This is a genomic window from Pseudomonas sp. PA-5-4B (assembly GCF_021606215.1).
Classification (GTDB): domain Bacteria; phylum Pseudomonadota; class Gammaproteobacteria; order Pseudomonadales; family Pseudomonadaceae; genus Aquipseudomonas; species Aquipseudomonas edaphica.
Map to the genome: position 1 here is coordinate 41583 of NZ_WKDB01000038.1, position 19132 is coordinate 60714.

Genomic DNA, 19132 nt, shown 5'->3' on the forward strand with positions numbered 1-19132 from the left:
GCGAACAATTCACAGTAGAGAGGTATCGATCCAGACCTTAGAGCTTGTGGCTGCCCAGGGCCATAAACCGCTGCGGCGACACCTTGCGCAGGCGCATGGCGAGGTACAGGCCGCTCAGCAGGGCTGCGGGAATCACTGCGCACAAGCTGTAGGACAAGAGCTGGCTGGCTCCCGTGAGCACATCGAAATGCGCCACCGCCAGCACCAGCACGCCCAGCAACGCCAGGCACGAGAGCACTGGCAGAATGCGCCCGCGCAGCAAGCCGACCTTGTGCTCGGGATGCCGATGGAAATACACGCAGATCGCCACTGAGGTCATCGCCATCAGCAGGATCACGCACAGGGTTGCCAGGTTGGAGAACCAGGCGAACAGTTGCAGAATCGGGTCGGCGTCCATCGCGGCGAAGATCAACACCACCACCGCCGCGATCAGGCTCTGTAAGGCCGACCCCATGTGCGGGCTCTGGTGCACGCGGTGGGTGGTGCCGAGCACGCTGTGCAGCAGGCCGTCACGGCCGATGGCGTAGAAATAGCGCGCCGCGGCGTTATGGAACGCCAGCAGTCCGGCGTAGATGCTGACCATGAACAGCACGCGGATGACCTGGGTCAGCTGCGGGCCGACAAAGTGATCGGACATGCCGTAGATAAAGGTGGTGGGGTCTTGCAAGGCCAGCAGCATCGGCACGATTTTGTCCGCGCCCACGCCCACCACCATCGACCATACCGACAGCGCGTAGAACCCGCCGATCAGCAGCACCGAGCTGTAGGTGGCAATCGGGATGGTGCGCTGCGGGTCTTTCGCCTCTTCGCCGTAGATGGTCGTGGCCTCGAAGCCGATGAAGGCGGCAAAGCAGAACAGCAGGCCGATGGACGGAGTGCCGCTGAACACATGCTGGCTGGTGAACGAGTCGAGATTGACGCCGCTGTCGCCGCCGGTCTTCAGGATGGCGAAGTCGAGAATCAGGATCGCCAGGTATTCGGCGATCACCACCAACGACAGGACCCGCGCCGAGAGGTCGATCTTGCGATAGCCGAGAAACGCAATGCTGGCCATCGCCATCAGCGAATAGGCCCACCAGGGCAAGACCACGCCCGCCACGCTCTCCATGGTGCCGGCGACCACGCCACCGAACATGCCATACAAGGCGATCTGCAGGATGTTGTAGGCGAACATCGCCAGCACCGCCGCCGAACCGCCGGCCAGGCCACCCAGGCCCCGGGAGGTAAAGGCGTAGAAACCGCCGGCGTTGGTAACGTGACGCGACATGGTGGTGTAACCCACCGAGAACGCCATCAGCACCAGCAAGGCCAGGATCAGCAATGCCGGGGTGCCCGCGCCGTTGCCCAGCATGATGCCGATCGGGAAGCCGCCGGCGATCACACTGAGCGGACTCGCCGCGGAAATAACGAAGAAGATGATGAAGCCGACACCCAGGGCGCCACGCTTGAGCTCCGTGGAGCTGTTGACCGGGAGAGTTACGCTCATGTTCTTGACCTTATTGTATGAGGCAGTCGCTGTGGGGTAGCCCCGATCCAGGCGCTATCGGTGCCGGGTAGCGCTTTTATTGTTGAGGTTGGGCGCTGTATTCGATGCTATGCCCGCCCACGAACACCTCGCTATCCCAAATCGGTAACATCGCGGGCGGCGCCCCAAAACAGGTCAGGGCCCGATTCACTCCCCGCCGATTTGGGATAACGCTACGGGCCTGCAGTCGTGCAAGCTAGCATCACCCACCCTACGCCTGCCTGAGCCTGAAGTTGCCGGCGTCGGCCATTCAATTATCGAGTGCACCCTATGTCCGCCAAGCGCCGCTGGCTGATCCTCGGCATTATTTCCAGCGCATTGCTACTCATCGTCATTGACATGACTGTGTTGTACACCGCCTTACCCACCCTGACCCGCGAGCTTGGCGCGACAGCCTCGCAAAAGCTCTGGATCCTGAATATCTACGCGTTGATTGCCGCCGGCCTGTTGCTGGGCATGGGCACACTCGGGGATCGCCTGGGGCACAAGCGTCTGTTCCTCGGCGGGCTGGTTGTGTTCGGCCTGTTCTCGCTCATCGCGGCCTTCTCGCCCTCGGCCAATGTCTTGATCGGCGCCCGAGGTGGCCTGGCCGTCGGCGCGGCGATGATGATGCCCGCCACCCTGGCGCTGATCCGGCTGACGTTCAGCGACGCACGCGAACAGGCCATGGCCTTTGGTGTGTGGGCGTCGGTGGCCTCCGGCGGCGCGGCGCTCGGTCCGGTCGTGGGCGGCTTGCTGCTGGAGCATTTCTGGTGGGGCTCGGTGTTTCTGATAAACGTGCCGATTGTGCTGGCGGCGCTGCTGCTCGGAACGCTGTTGATCCACGACCATCCGGGCAATGCGCAGCGGCACTGGGACTGGCTGGGGTCGCTGCAGGTGATGATCGGTTTGATAAGCCTGGCCTATGCCGTCAAGGAACTCGGCAAGCGGTCGCCCTCCTTCGCGGCCATGCTGGTGGCGCTGCTGCTGGGTGCGTTGTTCCTGACGCTGTTCATTCGACGTCAGCACCGGGTCGCACAGCCGATGCTGGAACTGTCACTGTTCGCCATGCCGCTGTTCAGGAATGCGGTGATTGCGGCCGTCGCTTCAGCCGTCGCGTTTATCGGCATGGAACTGGTGTTCAGCCAGCGTCTGCAATTGGTACTGGGGATGTCACCGTTGCAAGCGGCACTGTTTATCCTGCCGCTGCCCCTGGGTTCCTTCGTGGCCGGGCCACTGGCCGGCTACTACCTGTCGCGCCTGGGCAACCGGCGCATGCTGTTCTGGACCTTGCTGTTCTCGGCGGCCGCCATGCTGGCGTACCTGTTGCTGCACAACGCGGCGGTACCGCTGCAAATTGTCAGCCTCGCCCTGCTGGGCATGGCCATGGGCGCGGCGCTGACGGCGGCGTCCAGCACCATCATGCTCAGCGTGTCCACGGACAAGGCCGGCATGGCCGCGTCCATCGAGGAAGTCTCCTTCGAACTGGGCGGTGCCGCCGGCGTGACACTGGCAGGCAGCCTGTTGTCGGCGATATATGCCTGGTCCGCCAGTTTGAGCATGCCAGCCCGGTTGAGCCTCAATCCCCTGACGTTCGAGAGCCTGGACGACGCGCTGCTGGTGTCGGCAACGTTATCGAGCGATGACGCGGCGCTCCTGACAGGGGTGGCCCGTTCGGCGTTCGATACGGGCTTCGTGGCCGTACTCGCGGTACTGGCAGCCCTGCTGTTGATCGCGGCGCTGCGGGTCCGGCCCGGCCGGCAAGCAGCGGTCATGCCGCGAGCGTAGAAAAATGACCGAACCGGGCTCGTTAAAACCCCAAGGCCGGCCGATATATGACATACCCAATAAAAAGCCAGTGGCCCAGGCCAATGACTGGTCAACCGGCACGCTGTTCACTAGCGAGATACTCCGATGCTCGACACGCTCTCCATCCGCTTGAAAATCATCTTGCTGTCCGGCTTGTGCCTTCTGGGCGTGATCGGCCTGATCGTCAGCATGAACCTCTACCAGGGCAACCAGAACAGCCGGTTGATCGGTACGTCCAGCAGCAAGATGCTGACCGACAGCGGCGAGAACCTGCTGCTGGCCAAGGCCGCGGAACAGGCGGGCAATTTGCAGCGCGCCTTTGGCAACAACCTGTTGCTGATAACCGCCCTCTCCGACCAGACGATCCAATTACGGAACATGGCCGCCCAACGCGGCTTGCCGGCCGCGACGTTGCGCGAGGAAGTGAACCAGAGCCTGAAGACAACCTTCGAGCACAACCCGCAGATATTGGGGCTGTGGCTGGTTTTCGAACCGAACGCGCTGGAAGGCCAGGACAGCGAGTTCGTCAATGACGCGGCGCGCGCCTCCAATGAAAAGGGCCGCTTTTCCAGCGCCTGGAACCGCGGTGGCGGCGAATCGTTGAACATCCTTATTCCCGAAGCCGATTTGCACAAGACCGAGCTGAGCATCAGCGGCACCCCCTATAACAGTTGGTACACCTGCCCGCGAGACACAGGACGCACCTGCCTGTTGTCGCCTTACGCCGATACCCAGGCCGGGCAAGTGCAACTGATGACCACGCTGTCGACACCGCTGATTGCCGATGGCAAGGTCATCGGCACCCTCGGTGTGGACCTCGCACTCGGCGCCCTGCAAGCGGCGGCGAGCGATGCCCAGCGGACGCTGTTCAACGGCTCGGGCAGCATGCTGATTGTGTCCGACAGCGGCGTGCTCGCGGCCTACAGCAAGGACGCAGGCCAGGTCGCCAAACCGGTCAACGTCACGTTGGGCGAGCAAGGCAAGACGATACTCGCGGCTGTGGCGCAAAAAAAACCGGCGGTGCTGGCCGAGAATGACTTGATCCGTGCCGTCTACCCCGTCGCGCCCATCCCCGACGCGGCGGCGTGGGGCGTGGTCATCGATTTGCCCAAACAAGTCTTGCTGGCCGACTCGATCGCGCTTCAGGCCTTGCTTGACCAGACCCAAACCCGCGACACGCTGGAGTCGCTGCTGGTGGCCATCGGCGCCGGGTTGCTGGGCCTGCTGCTTATCTGGCTCACCGCCTCCGGCGTGACGCGCCCGATCAACAGTGTCGCGCAGATGCTCAAGGCAATTGCCAGCGGCGACGGCGACCTGACCCAACGCCTGCACTACAGCAAGAAAGATGAACTGGGCGAACTGGTGAACTGGTTCAACCGTTTCCTCGACAAACTGCAACCGACCATCGCGCAGATCAAGCAGAGCATCACCGATGCGCGCGGCACCGCCGACCAATCCTCGGAAATCTCGCGGCAGACCAGTGAAGGCATGCAGGTGCAATTTCGCGAGATCGACCAGTTGGCAACCGCGTCCAACGAAATGAGCGCCACCGCCCATGAAGTCGCCCACAGCGCCTCGAATGCGGCCCAGGCGGCACACGGTGCCGACCAGGCGTCGAGGGACGGCATCAGCCTTATCGAGCGCAGCACCCGCGACATCACCGCCCTGGCCAGCGAGGTCAGTAAGGCGGTGAATGAAGTCGAGGCCCTGGCGGTCAACAGCGAGCAGATCGGTTCGGTGCTGGAAGTGATCCGCAGCATTGCCGAGCAAACCAACCTGTTGGCACTCAACGCGGCGATTGAAGCGGCGCGCGCCGGGGAAAGCGGCCGGGGGTTTGCGGTGGTAGCCGATGAAGTGCGCAACCTGGCCAAGCGCACCCAGGATTCAGTGGAAGAAATCCGCCTGGTGATCGAGCGCATCCAGACCAGTACGCGCGGCGTGGTCGCCACCATGTATTCCAGCCAGACACTGGCCCAGGACAACGCCGGGCAGATCCACCAGGCCCTGCAGGCCCTGAGCAAAATCAGCGAGGCGGTCACGGTAATCAGCGACATGAACATGCAGATCGCCAGCGCGGCGGAAGAACAAAGCGCGGTGGCCGAAGAGGTCAACCGAAACGTCTCGACCATCCGCGGGGTGACCGAGACCCTTACCGAGCAGGCCGCCGAGTCGGCGCAGATCAGCAGTCAGCTCAACGCACGGGCCAATCAACAGATGACACTGATGGACCAGTTCCGCGTATAGCGCACGGCGCCAGGGTGGCGCGTGACGTCTGGGACGGCAACTCGGCGAACAGCGCATGGTACTCGGCCGCGAAATGGCTGAGGTGGTAAAACCCCCATTGGGCCGCTGCGTCGCCAATCGAGAGGCCCGCGGCCTGGGTGGACATCAAGCTGCGGCGCACGCCATTGAGCCGCACGCAACGCAGGTAGTTCAGGGGCGTGGTCTCGGCCACGGCGCGAAAACTGTTCTGCACGGTGCGCCGGCTCACCTGTAGGCGTTCGCACAGTTCGAACACACTGGGCACGTCGAACTGCCCGGCAGCCGCCATACGGTGGCATTTCTCGACGATAAAACTGCGTGTGGAACTGGGCGTGCGCTGCTGCTTGTCGCAGGCCGGGTCGGCCATCAGTTGCACCAGCTCATCGAGCATGGCCTGTTCCAGCGCCTGTTCATGTTGCCGCTCCTGCACGCTGTCGTGAGTCCCATCGGCCATGGCCTGGGCGAACAGCGCGAGCAAGCGCCGACGGGCCTCGGAGAAACGCTGGCTGGACACCCTGATAACCGGCTGGCGCAGCAACAGGCTGACGTCCTTCGCCGATGCCGTTTGCGCCAGTGCCTGCTCGAACAATTCTCGCTCGAAGGTAATCGACAGCAGCTGCATGCCCATCGGCATATGGAACATAAACTCCTCGCCGCCGTGCAGAAAGAACAGGCTGCTGTCGTCCACCTCACGCCCCTGCATGCGCATCGAACCCGGCACGTTGATCGGCACCGCGAAGCACATCTTGCCGCGCGGCGCGACGCCGTGTTGCACGACACGCTGGTTGATCTGTTCGAGGAAAACGTGGCAACCGCCCGTGGTCAGCTGCATCAGCGTACTCTCGGTCGAGCCGGCGGTTAACTGGTTGTAGTCCTGGTTCCACTGCTGCACGTTGGCGGCATGAACGTGCACGTCCTTAAAATGACCGGTGCTATTATTTCTCATAATGAGCGACACCTACTAATTATTTATTCTTTTAAGGCGTTTTTATTTCTTTATATTCTCACATAAAGCAATTTATGCAAATTCCAGCGCCATTTAAAGGGCACGCCGAATGACCTGCGCCAGCACGCCCATGTGCCGATTCGGGCTACCTGCCTGGCGCCCGCTACGGAGATGATCAACCCCACATAAAACACCCTTGCAGAGAATCCGTCATGAGTGAAGCCCAGCTTGCAGCCCTCCATTTTGCCGATGCACCGCGAATCACCTCCAGCGCGCTTCCCGGGCCCAAGACGTGCGAGGCCCTGGCACTGTCGGCGCGCACCGAGTCCATGGCACGCGGCGGCGGGCGCATGCCGATCGCCATGGACCGCGCCTTCGGCGCCACCTTCAAGGATCCCGACGGCAACACTTACATCGACCTGTCCGCCGGGGTCGGCGTGAGCAGCGTGGGCCGTTGCCACCCCAAAGTGGTGCAGGCCATTCGCGAACAGTCCGAAGTGCTGATGCATGCCCTGGAAATCAACAGCACCCGCCGCACCGAGCTGGCCGCCAAACTGTCCGAAATCGCCCCTGACGGCCTGCGTGGCGATTGCATTACCTTCTTCACGCAAAGCGGCAGCGACGCATTGGAAGCCGCCATCAAGTTCGCCAAGCGCATCACCGGGCGGCACCAGATCATCGCCTTCCATGGCGGCTACCACGGTGTCTGGAACGCCTCGGGCTCGCTGACAACCGGCACGGCCTACCGCAAGGGCTTTGGCGCACAGATGTGCGGCGTGATTCACGCGCCCTACCCTTACGCCTACCGCTTTCCCTTCGACACCACCCACAAAAGCGCCGAACAGATCGCCGGCGACTACATCGACTATCTGCTCAATACCCCGTACACCGCCGCCGATGACGTGGCGGCCGTGATCGTGGAACCGGTACAGGGCGAAGGCGGCTACGTGCCGCCCTCGCCGGAGTTCCTGCAACGGTTGCGCCAGGCCTGCGACCGCAGCGGCACCTTGCTGATTGTCGATGAAGTGCAATCCGGCGCGGGTCGCACCGGCAAGATGTGGGCGGTCGAACATTCCGGCGTGAAGCCCGACATGCTCACCTTCGGCAAAGGCATCGGCAGCGACCTGCCGATGGCCGGCCTGATTATGCGCTCGGACCTGGCGGCGAAGATTCCCGACGGCTCTATGCCCAATACCTTCGCCGCCAACTCGCTGTCCGCGGCCGTGGCGCTGACCAACATCAGCATCCTCCAGGACCCCGATCTCGACCTGCTCAACCGTGCCCACGCGCTGGGGCTGGAAGCCCAGGAACGTATCCGTGGCTTCAACAGCCCGCTCGTGGGGGAAGTGCGCGGGCGCGGCCTGATGATCGGTATCGAACTGGTCGAAGACTCCGTCAGCAAAGCGCCCCTGGCGGGCGAGAAGATCGGTCAGTTGATGGGCTACCTGCTCAACCACGGCGTCCTGATGATCCCCTGTGGCCGCTACAGCAACGTGATGCGCGTGATGCCTTCGCTGACCATTTCCCGCGAGCTGTTCTTCAAGGCCCTGGATATCTTCGGCGACGCCCTGGCGTCCCTCAAGGCCTGATCCTGCCCTCTTATGGAACACAAAAAATGACTGAGCACTTGAAGCATTTCATCGCTGGCTTGGCCGTCGACAGTTCCGACGGCCGTCGCCTCGACCTGATAAACCCGGTGACCGAACAGGTGTACGCCAGCTCCGCGCGCGGCACGGCCGAGGACGTGGACCGCGCCGTGGCAGCCGCGTACAGCCAGCTCGAGGGCGGCGCCTGGAGCCAGCTCGACGGCGCACAGCGTGGCCGGCTGCTGTCGAAGCTGGCCGACCTGGTAGAGCGCGACAGCGAATTACTCGCCGACCTGGACGCCAACGCCATCGGCCGCTCGCCCATCGAACCACGCCGGATGGACCTGCCCAACGCGATCGCCAATCTGCGCGCCGCGGCCGGCTGGGCCAACCAGCTTGAAGGCCGGACCATTCCCAGCGGCGGCTACTTCGGCACCCGGACCCTGTCGTACACGGTACGCGAGCCGGTGGGCGTGGTGGGTGCCATCGTGCCCTGGAATTCGCCGCTGATGATAACGGTGTGGAAGCTCGCCGCCTTGCTGGCGGCAGGCTGTACGGTGGTCATCAAGCCTTCGGAAGAAACCCCGCAATCGGCGCTGCACCTGGCGGCGCTGGCGCAGGAGGCGGGTTTCCCGGACGGCGTAATCAACGTGGTCACCGGCTACGGCAACGAAGTAGGCCGGGCCCTGTGCGAACACCCGCGCATCGCCAAGATCAGCTTCACCGGCAGCCCCGAGGCCGGACGCGAGATCCAGCGCACCGCCGGCGTGCTGTTCAAGCGCGTGGCCCTGGAGCTGGGTGGCAAGAGCCCGCAGATCGTGTTCGACGACGCGTCCTTCGACGACGCCTTGCGCGGCTGTGCACTCGGCCTGTTCGCCAACCAGGGCCAGGTCTGCGCCGCCGGTTCGCGCATTCTGGTGCAGCGCAGCATCGCCGAGCGTTTCGGTGCGGCGCTGGCCGAGGCTGCTCAGGCGGTGAACGTGGGCGACCCGCGCCAGCCCGGCGTCCAGATGGGCCCGGTGGCCAAGAAAGCCCAGTTCGAGCGCGTCAACCGCTACATCCAGCTCGGCATCGACGAGGGCGCCGTGCTACTCGCCGGCGGGGTATCGAGTCCTGAACGGGGCTGGTTTGTGCGGCCGACGATCTTCGCCCATGCGCGCAATGACATGGCGATTGCCCAGGACGAAATCTTCGGCCCCGTGGGCACGCTGATCGCCTTCGACAGCGAAGAGGAAGCGATCGCCCTGGCCAACGACTCCAGCTACGGCCTGGCGGCCACGGTATGGACGACCGACCTGTCGCGCGCGCACCGCGTCGCGGCGGCGGTGAAGGCCGGCGCCGTGGGCATCAACTGCTGGAGCCCGCTGGACGCCAACCTGCCCTGGGGCGGCCTCAAGACCAGCGGTATCGGCCGTGAAGGCGGGTTCAGCGGCGCGCTGGCCTACACCGAGGAAAAAGTGATTACCGTGCTGCTGCCTGCCTGAGCGTACTTTCCGCACTGACCGCGCCACCCTCGACAAGGGTGGCCCTTCAAACGTGCATAGAACCGTGGAGAGCCTTATATGACCCCATTAGATCAACCGACAATAGATCGGTACCCAACCGCCCTGCGCGTATTGCACTGGGTACGTGCCGTACTGGTCCTGGGCCTGCTCTGGGCAGGGTGGCACATGACCGGCCTGAACGATGAAGTGCCGAGCAAATACGAGCTGTATTACCCCTGGCACAAATCCTTCGGGTTACTGACGTTTCTGCTGGTGCTGACCCAGATCACCCTGCGCTGGCGGGCACCGAGCATTCCGCAACCGCTGGAGACACTGACACCGTACGAGCGGATCCTTTCCAGACTGACGCAACGTGCAATGTATGCGCTGGTAGTGATCGTGCCCTTGATGGGGTACTCCATGTCGAGCACCTACACGATGAGCGACGGCGTGTTCTTTTTCGGGGTTAATTTGCCGGAGCTGCTGCCCAAGAATGACGATTGGTTCGCCGTGTTCCAATGGCTGCACAAAGTCCTCGCCTACACCCTGCTGGCGCTGATCGTGCTGCATGTGGTGGGTGCGCTCAAGCACCGGTTTTTCGACAAGGACCCGCGCAAAGACGTGCTGCGTCGCATGCTATGAACCAGGAAGGCGTTGGCGCAGGATGCCAACGCCTCGTTAGATATCGCTTGAAACGGAGCCCACCAAGGGTCTGGTGCTTGCGAAAGCAGCTCTGGAACATGAATGAGCTTTAGCACAGCCGGCGTCGATCTGGTGCGTCAGCAGGCCTGCGTCCATGGCTCTGCGCACCACCACACGTACCATGTGATAGGCCTCGCGAAACGACAGATCCGCTTCCTGCACTATCAAGTGTGCCAGCTCGATGTTCGGCGCCGCGCTGCGCAACACCAGGTAGAGGAGTTTCAGGCAGCGCAGGCTTTCTTCCACCACCTACCAGAACCCACGGGCGCCCTCCCGGTCGCCGTCGCCGGTATGGGAGAAATTGCTTCCCTTGATGCTGATGCTCGCCCCCCATCAGCAGACCGACGATATGCCCGCTGCGCCCCTTGAGATACTCCAGCACCGTCGGATTTTTATTCTGGGGCATGATGCGATGTCGCGGCGACGCTGTCAGGAAAGTCGATTGGGCTAAAATCCTGGGTGCTCCAGACGAAATAATCTTGGGCCACGCGACCCCAGAATAAAGCGGCCAAGAACCGCTCAAAAAGAGTGGCTGTCTAAAAAGGGTGCCCTCGGGAACGAGGGCACCTCCACCAAGGAGCAAAAGTGGAAACTATTCCAGGCGCACGGATGAAACGCTCTGCCGGTTTCTAGTGCTGACTGCGTTATTTACGTCATGCTTTTCTTTGATCAAGCTAGATCTCGCAAGAAGTACAGAACGTTTGCCAGGCAAAACTCGGCGATCCGACGGTGAGCTATGGCGTGTGCAGGGATACAACTTTATCTAAACGGCGAGGAACAAAAACAGGTGACATCAGTCACCTGCCAGGTATCAAAATGTCGTAGCAAACACCAACTGGGTGTACACATTTGTATCGTTGTTACCCAACTGCGTCCCCCCCTTCTCTGCACTCTTGTCTGGCTGGTAGATGCCTAACAACGGCAAAACGGTCAGGTGCTGATTAACGCGCCATTCGGCATACAAGTCGATTTCATGACCATCGGTGTTACTCACGTTACGATCGATGGTGTCGTAATTAAAGTACATGGCTCCGAGGGTCAGGCTTTCCAAAGGATTGACCTTGAACGTAACATTCTGGATACGAGCGTTATTGTTGAAGGGGCCGGCATAGTTACTGGCCACTTCACCCTGGAACCATGTGCCGTAGCCACGACCCGTCCCATAAAACAAGGTGTCATAACCCTCTGAAAAGCGGCTGTAGCGATAGCTGGCGCTCGGCTTCCACGGAGCATCAGCAAAGGTCCACCCTGCTTCCAGATACCAAGCGTCCTCATTCGCCGCATTCGGTTTGTTTTGCCTGGCGTATTCACCCGACAAAAACAGTTTTTCCACGCCCGCATTACCCACTGCGCGCACGCTGTAGGTCTTCATGCCTTCACGCTCAAGCTGCAGGGGCGAAGCGTACTGTTCAGCGATTTTCGTGGTATTGATGTACGTCAGGCCAACCGTACCGGCTGCAGCCACGTGTTCCAGCGTACCGACGTACATCTCGGTATTGGCCTGAGAGGGGTTATCGGATTTAAGCCACATCAGATCGCCACGCCAGCCCTCTTTACCGCCAATGCGCAACACGGCTGTCTTATCGAACGCTTTGCGGGCAGCCACGTAGAAAGCACCTCCACGATTGTACTGTCCGTCGCCGAGGCCGCGACCTGCACTGAAGGCATCGCCCTGAATAAGGAAGCCGTCGCCCACTGCAATATTCTGTCGACCGAATGAAAAGTCGATGCCGTCTTTGCCAAGGACTTCAACTAGGTTGCCCGAGCGCCATCCCAAATAAGCATCTTCAATCTTGGTGGTGCGCTCAGATCCATCTGTGTAGCCAGCAGCGTCCCCGTCCCCCCAAGTGGCCGAACTGACCAGTGAGAAGGCACCATAGGCCGTCCCTGCGCCTCGCAATCCCTGATCGCCGCTCACGCCGTACTTGATGTAGCCCTCTCGCCATGAGGACGCCCCCTGTGTTAACCGGCCAGAGGCTGGATAACTTTCACGACTGTGGAAAACGCCAAAAACCGCATCCAGGTTAGCATTGAGATGGGTGTCATCTCGGGAAAAAAGCTCATAAGCGCCCGCGGGAGTTGTTGCATTGAACAGTGCAGCGAGGGTACAAAAGTGAAGCAGGGAATATCGACGCATGGTTGCATTTCCATTTTTTTTATTGGGTTAAGCGATACATTCAATGGGCTATTCCTCACCTGCATTTAAATGCCGCCAGGATTCTGCAGTCGTTGGGGTAGTCAATGGGAGCTACCGATTAATAGTTGCGTAGTTTAAGTTTTAAACATCTGTTGCGTTTTTTTAAATCTTCACCTCCTCGCGATAGCTTGCTTGAATACCTCTCTAGCAGGCCTAACATGAGCATTATTATCTTTACAACAATCGAGTCTGACGTGCTTTTTCTGTAGAGCCTGTGCCACGTATAAGAAGGGCTAAAGATTTAAGTATGCTGACCCAACAGAAAACACCCGCTTCTATAGAGACTGATATTTAAATCTATAACCGACACCCTCAGTAGACCCTGTTCAACCCCGACAAAGTGCCTTCCGATCAAAACGCTTGGCGAGTATCAGAAGGCACCGCTCTTATAGCCGGCAGAAACAGTGCGGGCACTCCTCGTCTCCGGCACCCGAACTGTTAACTTAAAGTATATAACCTATCCCGGCGAGTGCGTCGTCAGCGTTGATCAAACGAATCAACTTACGCTGAATTTTGAAAGTGTCACTAACGCGCTCAAGCTCGTAGACGATGTCCGCGCTGTAATGTTTGAGCGAGTCCTTACGGAACTCGCGCACGTTTTGCGCGCAACGGACCGTCACTTTTTCATCGCTTTCGAACAGCACACGAAAACGTGACAGGGTGCGCACGGTACGCGGCTGCGGGCTGGTGGAAATCGAATCACCTCCGGTCAGACGCTGGATTCGTAACTGACGCATGTGATGATCGTCATAGGCGTAGTTGAGGGTGTTTTCGAAGTCTTCTTCCTTGGGATTGATCGGGATAATGTAAGTACCCTTTTCGTTCCACAGGCTCAACCAGGTGTCGAATTCGCCATGGTCGAGCATGTCGCCTTCAGCCCAGATAAAAGCGGTGACTTGGTTCAGTAATTGCAGGTTCATTTACTTAGTCTCTGCCGTCATCATCTTTTTCCACTGCTGGTAAGCAGCTCGCATGCCGGTCTCGGCGCTTACGTCGCTGACCAGCCCGTCTTCGGTCGGTATCTCACCCGGCAGGCCACGGTTCAACATGATCCACAGGTCTTCGCCAGCACTGGCGCCTTTCTGCACACGCTCCCAGGCTTCGGAATCGTCCGGAGTACCAAAGCCCATCGGACCCTGGAAGTGCTCATGCAAACGCAGGCGGTAGCGGTTGGCTATAGCAGGGCCGCCGTCCATGGTGATTACCGAGTGATGAATTTCTGTCTCTGTCACCGATATCGGTTGCAGCGCGCGGAAAAACGCCATGGAACAGGCAACGTTGGGGAACAGGTTAAGATTGAAACCCGAGCCACCGACAGCACGAACAATACGGCGCACTTGCTGCTCTTCGATACCGTCTTCGCGCAATTGCGCAGCAAGCTCCTCGAAGCGCTCCGGAATCGGTTTGTCGAGATCGGCTTCAAGATCCACCAGGTCGGGGATCATCACCATTACGCTGTGCCCGTTACCAAGGTCTTCGACGTAACCCGGCCCTTCAACGAAGTCGAACAGTTTGAGGGTTTGCTCATCAACCGATGCCAGGAACGACTTGTGAACCAGCGGGAAGTGGTAAGCGTCTGTGGTATTTTCCAACTGGATTTTCCAGTTGCCCGGAAAGCGGAAACGGTGCTCGCCTGGGACCTTGATCGGGTAACCGGCGCCCTGTTTCATGAACAGGTCGATCCATTTCTTGGCAGGCCCGAGGAAGTCGACCAGTGGTTCGATGTCATCCTTGAGAGTGGCAAACAGCATGCCCGCATATTCTTCAACACGCAGGCTGACCAGAGGCAGCTCGCCCTTATCCAGGCAATCACCGTAGCTTTCAGGGCTCGGCACACCACGCAGTGAACCATCCAGCGCGTAACTCCAGCCGTGATATGGGCAGACAAAGCTGTTGGTCTTGCCCTTCTTGTGTTCGCATACCGTAGCGCCGCGATGGCGGCAGCGGTTGAGGTGCACATGGACCTGTTTCTTGCGGTCGCGCACCACGATCACCGGCTGCTTACCGATGTAGGTGCTTTTGTAGCTGCCCGCCTCCGGGATCTCGCTGACGTGCGCGACCCAGACCCAAGTACTGTAGAAAATCTTTTCCAGTTCCATGTCAAACAGCTTGGCGTCGGTGTACAACGAGGTGTGCACGCGGTCGTGCTTGATCAAGCTTGCGGGTTCCATATCAAGCCCGACAACGTTAATTAAATCGCTCACAATTAGTTACCTTTCTATCGCAATGTCACGAGAGTTATTTTGAAATAACCTTAAGCCCGCACCCACAGCTCATCAACCGCCGACCGCGAGAGGTTTATTGTTTTAAAGACAACAAGCGTCAGCCCACCTGGATCAAGCTTAACGGTGGTGTAGGCATGGCCTATATCATTTGATTCCGGACGAGTCGGCTTTCCTGAAGCGTCCCTTGATTATCCCGTAGAGAAACAAGACAACTAGAAGTAATGGAGTGCCATTGACCCAGGCAGATTCACTGCCCGTCAGCATGCCGTAATTGTCGTAGATGAGATAAACGGCAGTACTAAGCCCAGCCAGTGCGATGAGTGGGCTGAGTAACGTTTTAAAATACCGTTTATCGTTGGCTTTTTTGAAGTGAACAACGACCCCCAATGTGACAAATGTCTGAAGCCCTATCAATCCAAGCGTCGACAATGCCACCGTTACGGGAAACAAAAATACAAAAGCGTCATAGCCCAGGGAGGAAGAGACGATAATGGTCAGTGCAACGAGCACGGTCACAAGCAGACTTGCATTGGCTGGAGATTTTTTCGTTTCATGAACATGTGAAAGAACATTCGGCAAGTGCCTGTCTTTGGCCAAAACTTGAACATACCGCGTCGCAGCATTATGCAGTGACAACAAACAGCAAAAGTTGCTGGTGCACAGCATGAGAGAAACAATTGTCGCCATCGTGCTACCCAAACGAGTCGTGAACAAATTAATGACCAACCCGCCCTTCGCTATTGCTGCCTCGTCCTTGATGGAGTCAAACCCAACCTCACCGATGATCAGCCAGATAATGATCAAATAGGCGACGCCTACCAAAACGACCGCCAAACGAGTGGCATGCGGAATGGTTTTTGCTGGCTTCCTGGCTTCCATCGCATAAAGCGCGGCGGACTCAACACCGAGGAATGATGCCAGCGCCACCATGAGCCCAACCCCCAGCCCCGGCAGCATTATTGCGTCTACCGAGATGGCTTGAACCGGGAAGGCGTTAAGACCTTTATCCAAGAATATTGAAATACCCAGTAGAAAAAGCACAAAGAACTCTGCAAGCACCAAAGGCACGAGGATCTTTGCGGCAAAATCAATATTCGCCCGACCCAGGTAACAGATCGCCCCCACGTATAAGACGGTCCATGCTGCCCAACCGATATCAATACCAAACCCTTGCATGGTCATATTCGTGTAATACCCGGACGCCACGGCAATCGCCGTGGTAATCGCCAGATAAGAGGCTAAGGCGACCCATGCCGCCCCCGTGCCTACGCCCCGTCCAAAGATCACCGTGAGGTACTTGTAAAATGCGCCGGCCCCCGGGATCGCCCGGATTAACTCGCCATACCCTATCGAGAAAAAAATCATCAGAATTCCTGCCAGCAGGAATGCTCCGGCAAGGCCAGCGCCATTACCGTGCTCAAAAGCAATGGGGGCTGCTGTAAGAACGGCCCCTAACGGTCCTGCGGCTGCAATCACCAATAACGCGATTTTATAAGCACTTAGATTACCTTCTAATTGCTGGCCGCCTGTAGGCACATCTGCAGATAGGGGCTCGGATAGCTCTGTCATCCCAATTCTCCACTCTAATTATTTTATGAATAACGGAAATAAATCGATGCAGCAGCGTCCTTGCGGACCAACGCGAGCGCTCCTCAAGCGCAAACGATACCTGCCCGCTGCCCCTGAAAACCGCAGCCTGGCCATTCTTTATATCGCCCTTCACTCGTTGCCGAGTTCATCAAACTCTTATCTTGCCAAAAGGCGTGTACTCAGAAACTCAAACCAATCACTTGTCTTCGATGACACGATTCATGACGCCTATTCAACGAGGCATCAATGTGCAGTGTATATTCCTGGCCTTGGCAAGCGGATTGAATCTGGTTCAAGCGTATCCTTCTAATTGTCGGCGCGATGTAGATTGCGCATCACACGTAGCCGGCTTCATAGGGGTATACGGCCTACCGGTATCCTTGCAGTACTTCGTCGCGAAAACGATGACACCGTAAGCGACATTCGTTGTACAGATTGCAACGCTGCAACCTTTTGAGTGACATCCCTGATCAGGTCCTTGGTCGCCCGAGAAGGAACTGAGTCACTTTTTGCTTGCACCGCCTGCTGATTGCACCGCCTGACCCGCGTGCTTGCTGCGCTCGATGACGAACGCTGATTTATTCAAAGGAACGCGCCAGCAATGGCACACAGACGTGCGTCGTCACCCTTTGCCCCGATGAGTTGCAGGCTGGTTTTAATGGAGGAACCCGGATAGGGAATTGGCACACTCAATGCCGGGTGCCCGCTCAAGTTGAACGGCCTGAGGAAGCGCGTCAGATCGATCACCGATTCACCCTTGCATACATCAACCAATAGCGGTGGCAGACGAGGCAAACTCGGAAGGACGAGTGTATCGAAGCGTTCCAGCAAATGGTCTACTTGTTCGCTGAATGCCATGCGCACCGCATGCGCAGCTTGTACGGCTACGGCATCAGTGTTGGCCGCACGCAGTAACCTCGCCTCAATATCGGCACCCAGTAAAGCCTGGCCGGTGTAATGACCATAGGCAGCCCACGTTTCAGCATTAATGACGGTCAATGCAGCTTCGAATGCCTGATCAAGAAGCGGCAGCGTGACGACTTCCCAGGCCCAGCCGCGACGATTCATCTCGTCCCGTATGGCTTGCTCAATCGCAGGATCGCAAGAGACATTGACTAAACCTACCCGGAATTTCCCGAGAGGCTTATGCGCCGAGAAAGTTGAGTCCATTGAAGTCATCGCAGCCACGAGCGTCTCGAGATCACGAGCCATGGGTCCTACAACATCAAGAGAACTGGAAGCCGGATACACACCGTGACGACTCAAACGACCGAACGATGGCTTGAGACCCAAGACCCCACAGCAGGCAGCCGGCATGCGCACAGAACCTCCTGTATCAGTACCCAATGCCACATCCACATTTCCCTGAGCAACGATGACCGCTGAGCCACTGGAAGAGCCACCAGGTATCCGATCCGGTGCCTGTGGATTAATTGGCGTTCCAGCCCACTCGTTGATACCGGTCACACCGAAAGCCAGCTCATGCAGCACAGTCTTGCCAATGATTTGCCAACCATCGTCGAGAAGCGCCTTCACAACAGTTGCATGGTTTTGGGCTGGCGGGGCGTGTTCGAAAGCACGACTCCCACACCGTGTTGGCCAACCTGCCACATCCAAAGAATCCTTGATGGCGACCGTCCGACCTGGCCCCCCGATGCAACCTTCAATGACCAGCGGGATCACAGTGACGCCCCCTGGCCATTCTCGAGACGAAAGGCATCAACGCGTTCAGTTGAAAAAGAGGAGATGCGCCAGGCGTCTGCCTCCCAGAGAAATTCCACGCTGAGGGCGGCGACAATTGATCCTGATTGGCCAGACTCGTAGCGACTGAGTTGCTGCATTACCCATCGGCCTTTGGCTTGAAAACCATCGACAGATATCTGCTCACCGGAAAGAAAGTGCATATTTGACAGAAAGTGCGGAGCCGGTGGCAGGTAACTCATGAGCATCTCCACTATCGCTTTGCGTCCGCGTACACGACCAAACTTAAGGGCATACCGAGATCCGACCCCCTGCCAAACTGCGTCCTGGCAGAACAATTGGCCCAGCTCGCTTTCACGTGTTTCAGGCCCGGGAACGTCGCACAAAAACATATACCGATTCAGTAAATGGCGAACCGCAGATTCGGCCTCAAGTACCCGAATACGCTCTTCCAGCAGGGAAATGTCAGAAATGGGGGAAATCATGAAAAGGCTCCTGTCGAATCTGCAAAAACAAGACAAGGAAATTACTGACATAGAAATCGGGCCACAATCACAGCAACCAGGGATCATGTTGCTTTTTAGGCAATGATGTTGATCGGAGCTTGACCGGAATAGCCGCTATACCCTGATAGCGCAAGCGTTGTCATTACCACAACAAGTGTCGCCTCGAATGTCATCGAGTTCAAAAAAACGAACTGTAGGATAAGCGTGGTCTGTTACCTAGTTTAGCTTGAGCGCCAGAACTCATGCCGAATGCTCCAAGGCGGATTTGGAGCAGTTAAGCGCCGAAAAAAGCGCATAACCGTCATGGCTCACCCGATTATTCGAAGGCCCTGCGATTTGGACCGTTCGATTCAGAATGACAACGGCGTTGAAGGTTAGAGCCCAACCGGTCAGATCACGTCCCCGCTGAGAAAGGTTCGTATCAGCGGCAAGAGCAGTATTTCAAAATGAGCATCAACGACTATGCACAACTTACCAAATATTGATTTCATTTACCTCTCCGAACCGGACATGATTCAGGCGGGCGTCACCAATATGGCAGCCTGCGTTGACACGATGGAAGAAATGTTTTCCCTGATGTACCACGGCGACTACCGGATGGCAGGTCCCAATAACAATTC

General features: G+C 58.4%; 13 protein-coding genes and 3 pseudogenes. 7 read left to right on the forward strand and 9 right to left on the reverse strand.

Translation table 11 applies throughout. The features are described 5' to 3' along the window. Positions 1-37: 37 nt before the first annotated feature. The gene (locus tag GIW28_RS19115; RefSeq protein WP_065873517.1) at positions 38-1486 is read right to left on the reverse strand and encodes an APC family permease; all 1449 of its coding nucleotides are present in this window, start codon (positions 1484-1486) and stop codon (positions 38-40) included. A gap of 309 nt (positions 1487-1795) precedes the next feature. Here GIW28_RS19115 and GIW28_RS19120 point away from each other — a divergent pair, with 309 nt between their 5' ends. The 3 genes and pseudogenes from GIW28_RS19120 to GIW28_RS30845 all read left to right on the forward strand — a co-directional run. Beyond that, positions 1796-3292, forward strand: a complete 1497-nt coding sequence (locus GIW28_RS19120) for an MFS transporter (RefSeq protein ID WP_236447977.1) — start codon at positions 1796-1798, stop codon at positions 3290-3292. A 399-nt stretch (positions 3293-3691) separates the two neighbouring features. Further along, positions 3692-4699: pseudogene (locus tag GIW28_RS30840) on the forward strand (PDC sensor domain-containing protein); the annotation flags it as partial. Positions 4700-5041: 342 nt separating this feature from the next. Then, positions 5042-5557, forward strand: a pseudogene (locus GIW28_RS30845) (methyl-accepting chemotaxis protein); the annotation flags it as partial. Here the strand turns inward: GIW28_RS30845 and GIW28_RS19130 are convergent. Continuing rightward, positions 5505-6521: a helix-turn-helix domain-containing protein gene (locus GIW28_RS19130; protein WP_236447448.1), complete on the reverse strand. Its 1017-nt coding sequence runs from the start codon at positions 6519-6521 to the stop codon at positions 5505-5507. The pseudogene GIW28_RS30845 and the gene GIW28_RS19130 sit on opposite strands and share 53 nt — an antisense overlap. Positions 6522-6733: 212 nt before the next feature. Here GIW28_RS19130 and GIW28_RS19135 point away from each other — a divergent pair, with 212 nt between their 5' ends. The 3 genes from GIW28_RS19135 (at position 6734) to GIW28_RS19145 (ending at position 10233) form a co-directional block, all read left to right on the forward strand. Beyond that, positions 6734-8110 (forward strand): aspartate aminotransferase family protein, encoded by a 1377-nt coding sequence (locus tag GIW28_RS19135; RefSeq protein WP_236447447.1) that lies wholly within the window; start codon positions 6734-6736, stop codon positions 8108-8110. A 26-nt stretch (positions 8111-8136) separates the two neighbouring features. Beyond that, on the forward strand, positions 8137-9591 hold the full coding sequence (locus GIW28_RS19140; RefSeq protein ID WP_056858410.1) for an aldehyde dehydrogenase family protein: 1455 nt from the start codon (positions 8137-8139) through the stop codon (positions 9589-9591). Between the two features lie 78 nt (positions 9592-9669). After that, positions 9670-10233, forward strand: coding sequence for a cytochrome b (locus GIW28_RS19145; RefSeq protein ID WP_236447446.1), 564 nt, complete (start codon positions 9670-9672; stop codon positions 10231-10233). Positions 10234-10269: 36 nt separating this feature from the next. Here GIW28_RS19145 and GIW28_RS19150 read toward each other — a convergent pair whose 3' ends face one another. The 7 genes from GIW28_RS19150 to GIW28_RS19180 form a co-directional block, all read right to left on the reverse strand. Beyond that, the gene (locus GIW28_RS19150) at positions 10270-10539 is read right to left on the reverse strand and encodes a hypothetical protein (RefSeq protein WP_236447445.1); all 270 of its coding nucleotides are present in this window, start codon (positions 10537-10539) and stop codon (positions 10270-10272) included. Between the two features lie 565 nt (positions 10540-11104). Continuing rightward, positions 11105-12430, reverse strand: a complete 1326-nt coding sequence (locus GIW28_RS19155) for an alginate export family protein (protein ID WP_236447444.1) — start codon at positions 12428-12430, stop codon at positions 11105-11107. A gap of 503 nt (positions 12431-12933) precedes the next feature. Continuing rightward, complete coding sequence (locus GIW28_RS19160; protein WP_003232726.1) at positions 12934-13410, reverse strand: aromatic-ring-hydroxylating dioxygenase subunit beta; 477 nt, start codon at positions 13408-13410, stop codon at positions 12934-12936. Next, entirely contained in the window at positions 13411-14694 is a 1284-nt protein-coding gene (locus GIW28_RS19165; protein ID WP_065873523.1) for an aromatic ring-hydroxylating oxygenase subunit alpha, read from the reverse strand. Between the two features lie 165 nt (positions 14695-14859). Then, on the reverse strand, positions 14860-16284 hold the full coding sequence (locus GIW28_RS19170) for an APC family permease (protein ID WP_236447443.1): 1425 nt from the start codon (positions 16282-16284) through the stop codon (positions 14860-14862). 603 nt (positions 16285-16887) lie between these two features. Beyond that, positions 16888-17988 (reverse strand): amidase, encoded by a 1101-nt coding sequence (locus GIW28_RS19175; protein ID WP_056858404.1) that lies wholly within the window; start codon positions 17986-17988, stop codon positions 16888-16890. Further along, complete coding sequence (locus GIW28_RS19180; RefSeq protein WP_236447442.1) at positions 17985-18491, reverse strand: nuclear transport factor 2 family protein; 507 nt, start codon at positions 18489-18491, stop codon at positions 17985-17987. The genes GIW28_RS19175 and GIW28_RS19180 overlap by 4 nt, the downstream gene beginning before the upstream one ends. A gap of 483 nt (positions 18492-18974) precedes the next feature. On the opposite strand from GIW28_RS19180, the pseudogene GIW28_RS19185 reads away from it, so the two are divergent. Beyond that, a pseudogene (locus GIW28_RS19185) lies at positions 18975-19132 on the forward strand (tyramine oxidase subunit B); the annotation flags it as partial.

What these genes read in the sequence shown, in the direction of transcription:
- GIW28_RS19160 (WP_003232726.1), bottom strand. Translation starts at nt 13,410, where the DNA reads ATGAACCTGCAATTACTGAACCAAGTCACCGCTTTTATCTGGGCTGAA.
- GIW28_RS19115 (WP_065873517.1), bottom strand. Translation starts at nt 1,486, where the DNA reads ATGAGCGTAACTCTCCCGGTCAACAGCTCCACGGAGCTCAAGCGTGGC.
- GIW28_RS19155 (WP_236447444.1), bottom strand. Translation starts at nt 12,430, where the DNA reads ATGCGTCGATATTCCCTGCTTCACTTTTGTACCCTCGCTGCACTGTTC.
- GIW28_RS19120 (WP_236447977.1), top strand. Translation starts at nt 1,796, where the DNA reads ATGTCCGCCAAGCGCCGCTGGCTGATCCTCGGCATTATTTCCAGCGCA.
- GIW28_RS19145 (WP_236447446.1), top strand. Translation starts at nt 9,670, where the DNA reads ATGACCCCATTAGATCAACCGACAATAGATCGGTACCCAACCGCCCTG.
- GIW28_RS19140 (WP_056858410.1), top strand. Translation starts at nt 8,137, where the DNA reads ATGACTGAGCACTTGAAGCATTTCATCGCTGGCTTGGCCGTCGACAGT.
- GIW28_RS19170 (WP_236447443.1), bottom strand. Translation starts at nt 16,284, where the DNA reads ATGACAGAGCTATCCGAGCCCCTATCTGCAGATGTGCCTACAGGCGGC.
- GIW28_RS19130 (WP_236447448.1), bottom strand. Translation starts at nt 6,521, where the DNA reads ATGAGAAATAATAGCACCGGTCATTTTAAGGACGTGCACGTTCATGCC.
- GIW28_RS19135 (WP_236447447.1), top strand. Translation starts at nt 6,734, where the DNA reads ATGAGTGAAGCCCAGCTTGCAGCCCTCCATTTTGCCGATGCACCGCGA.
- GIW28_RS19180 (WP_236447442.1), bottom strand. Translation starts at nt 18,491, where the DNA reads ATGATTTCCCCCATTTCTGACATTTCCCTGCTGGAAGAGCGTATTCGG.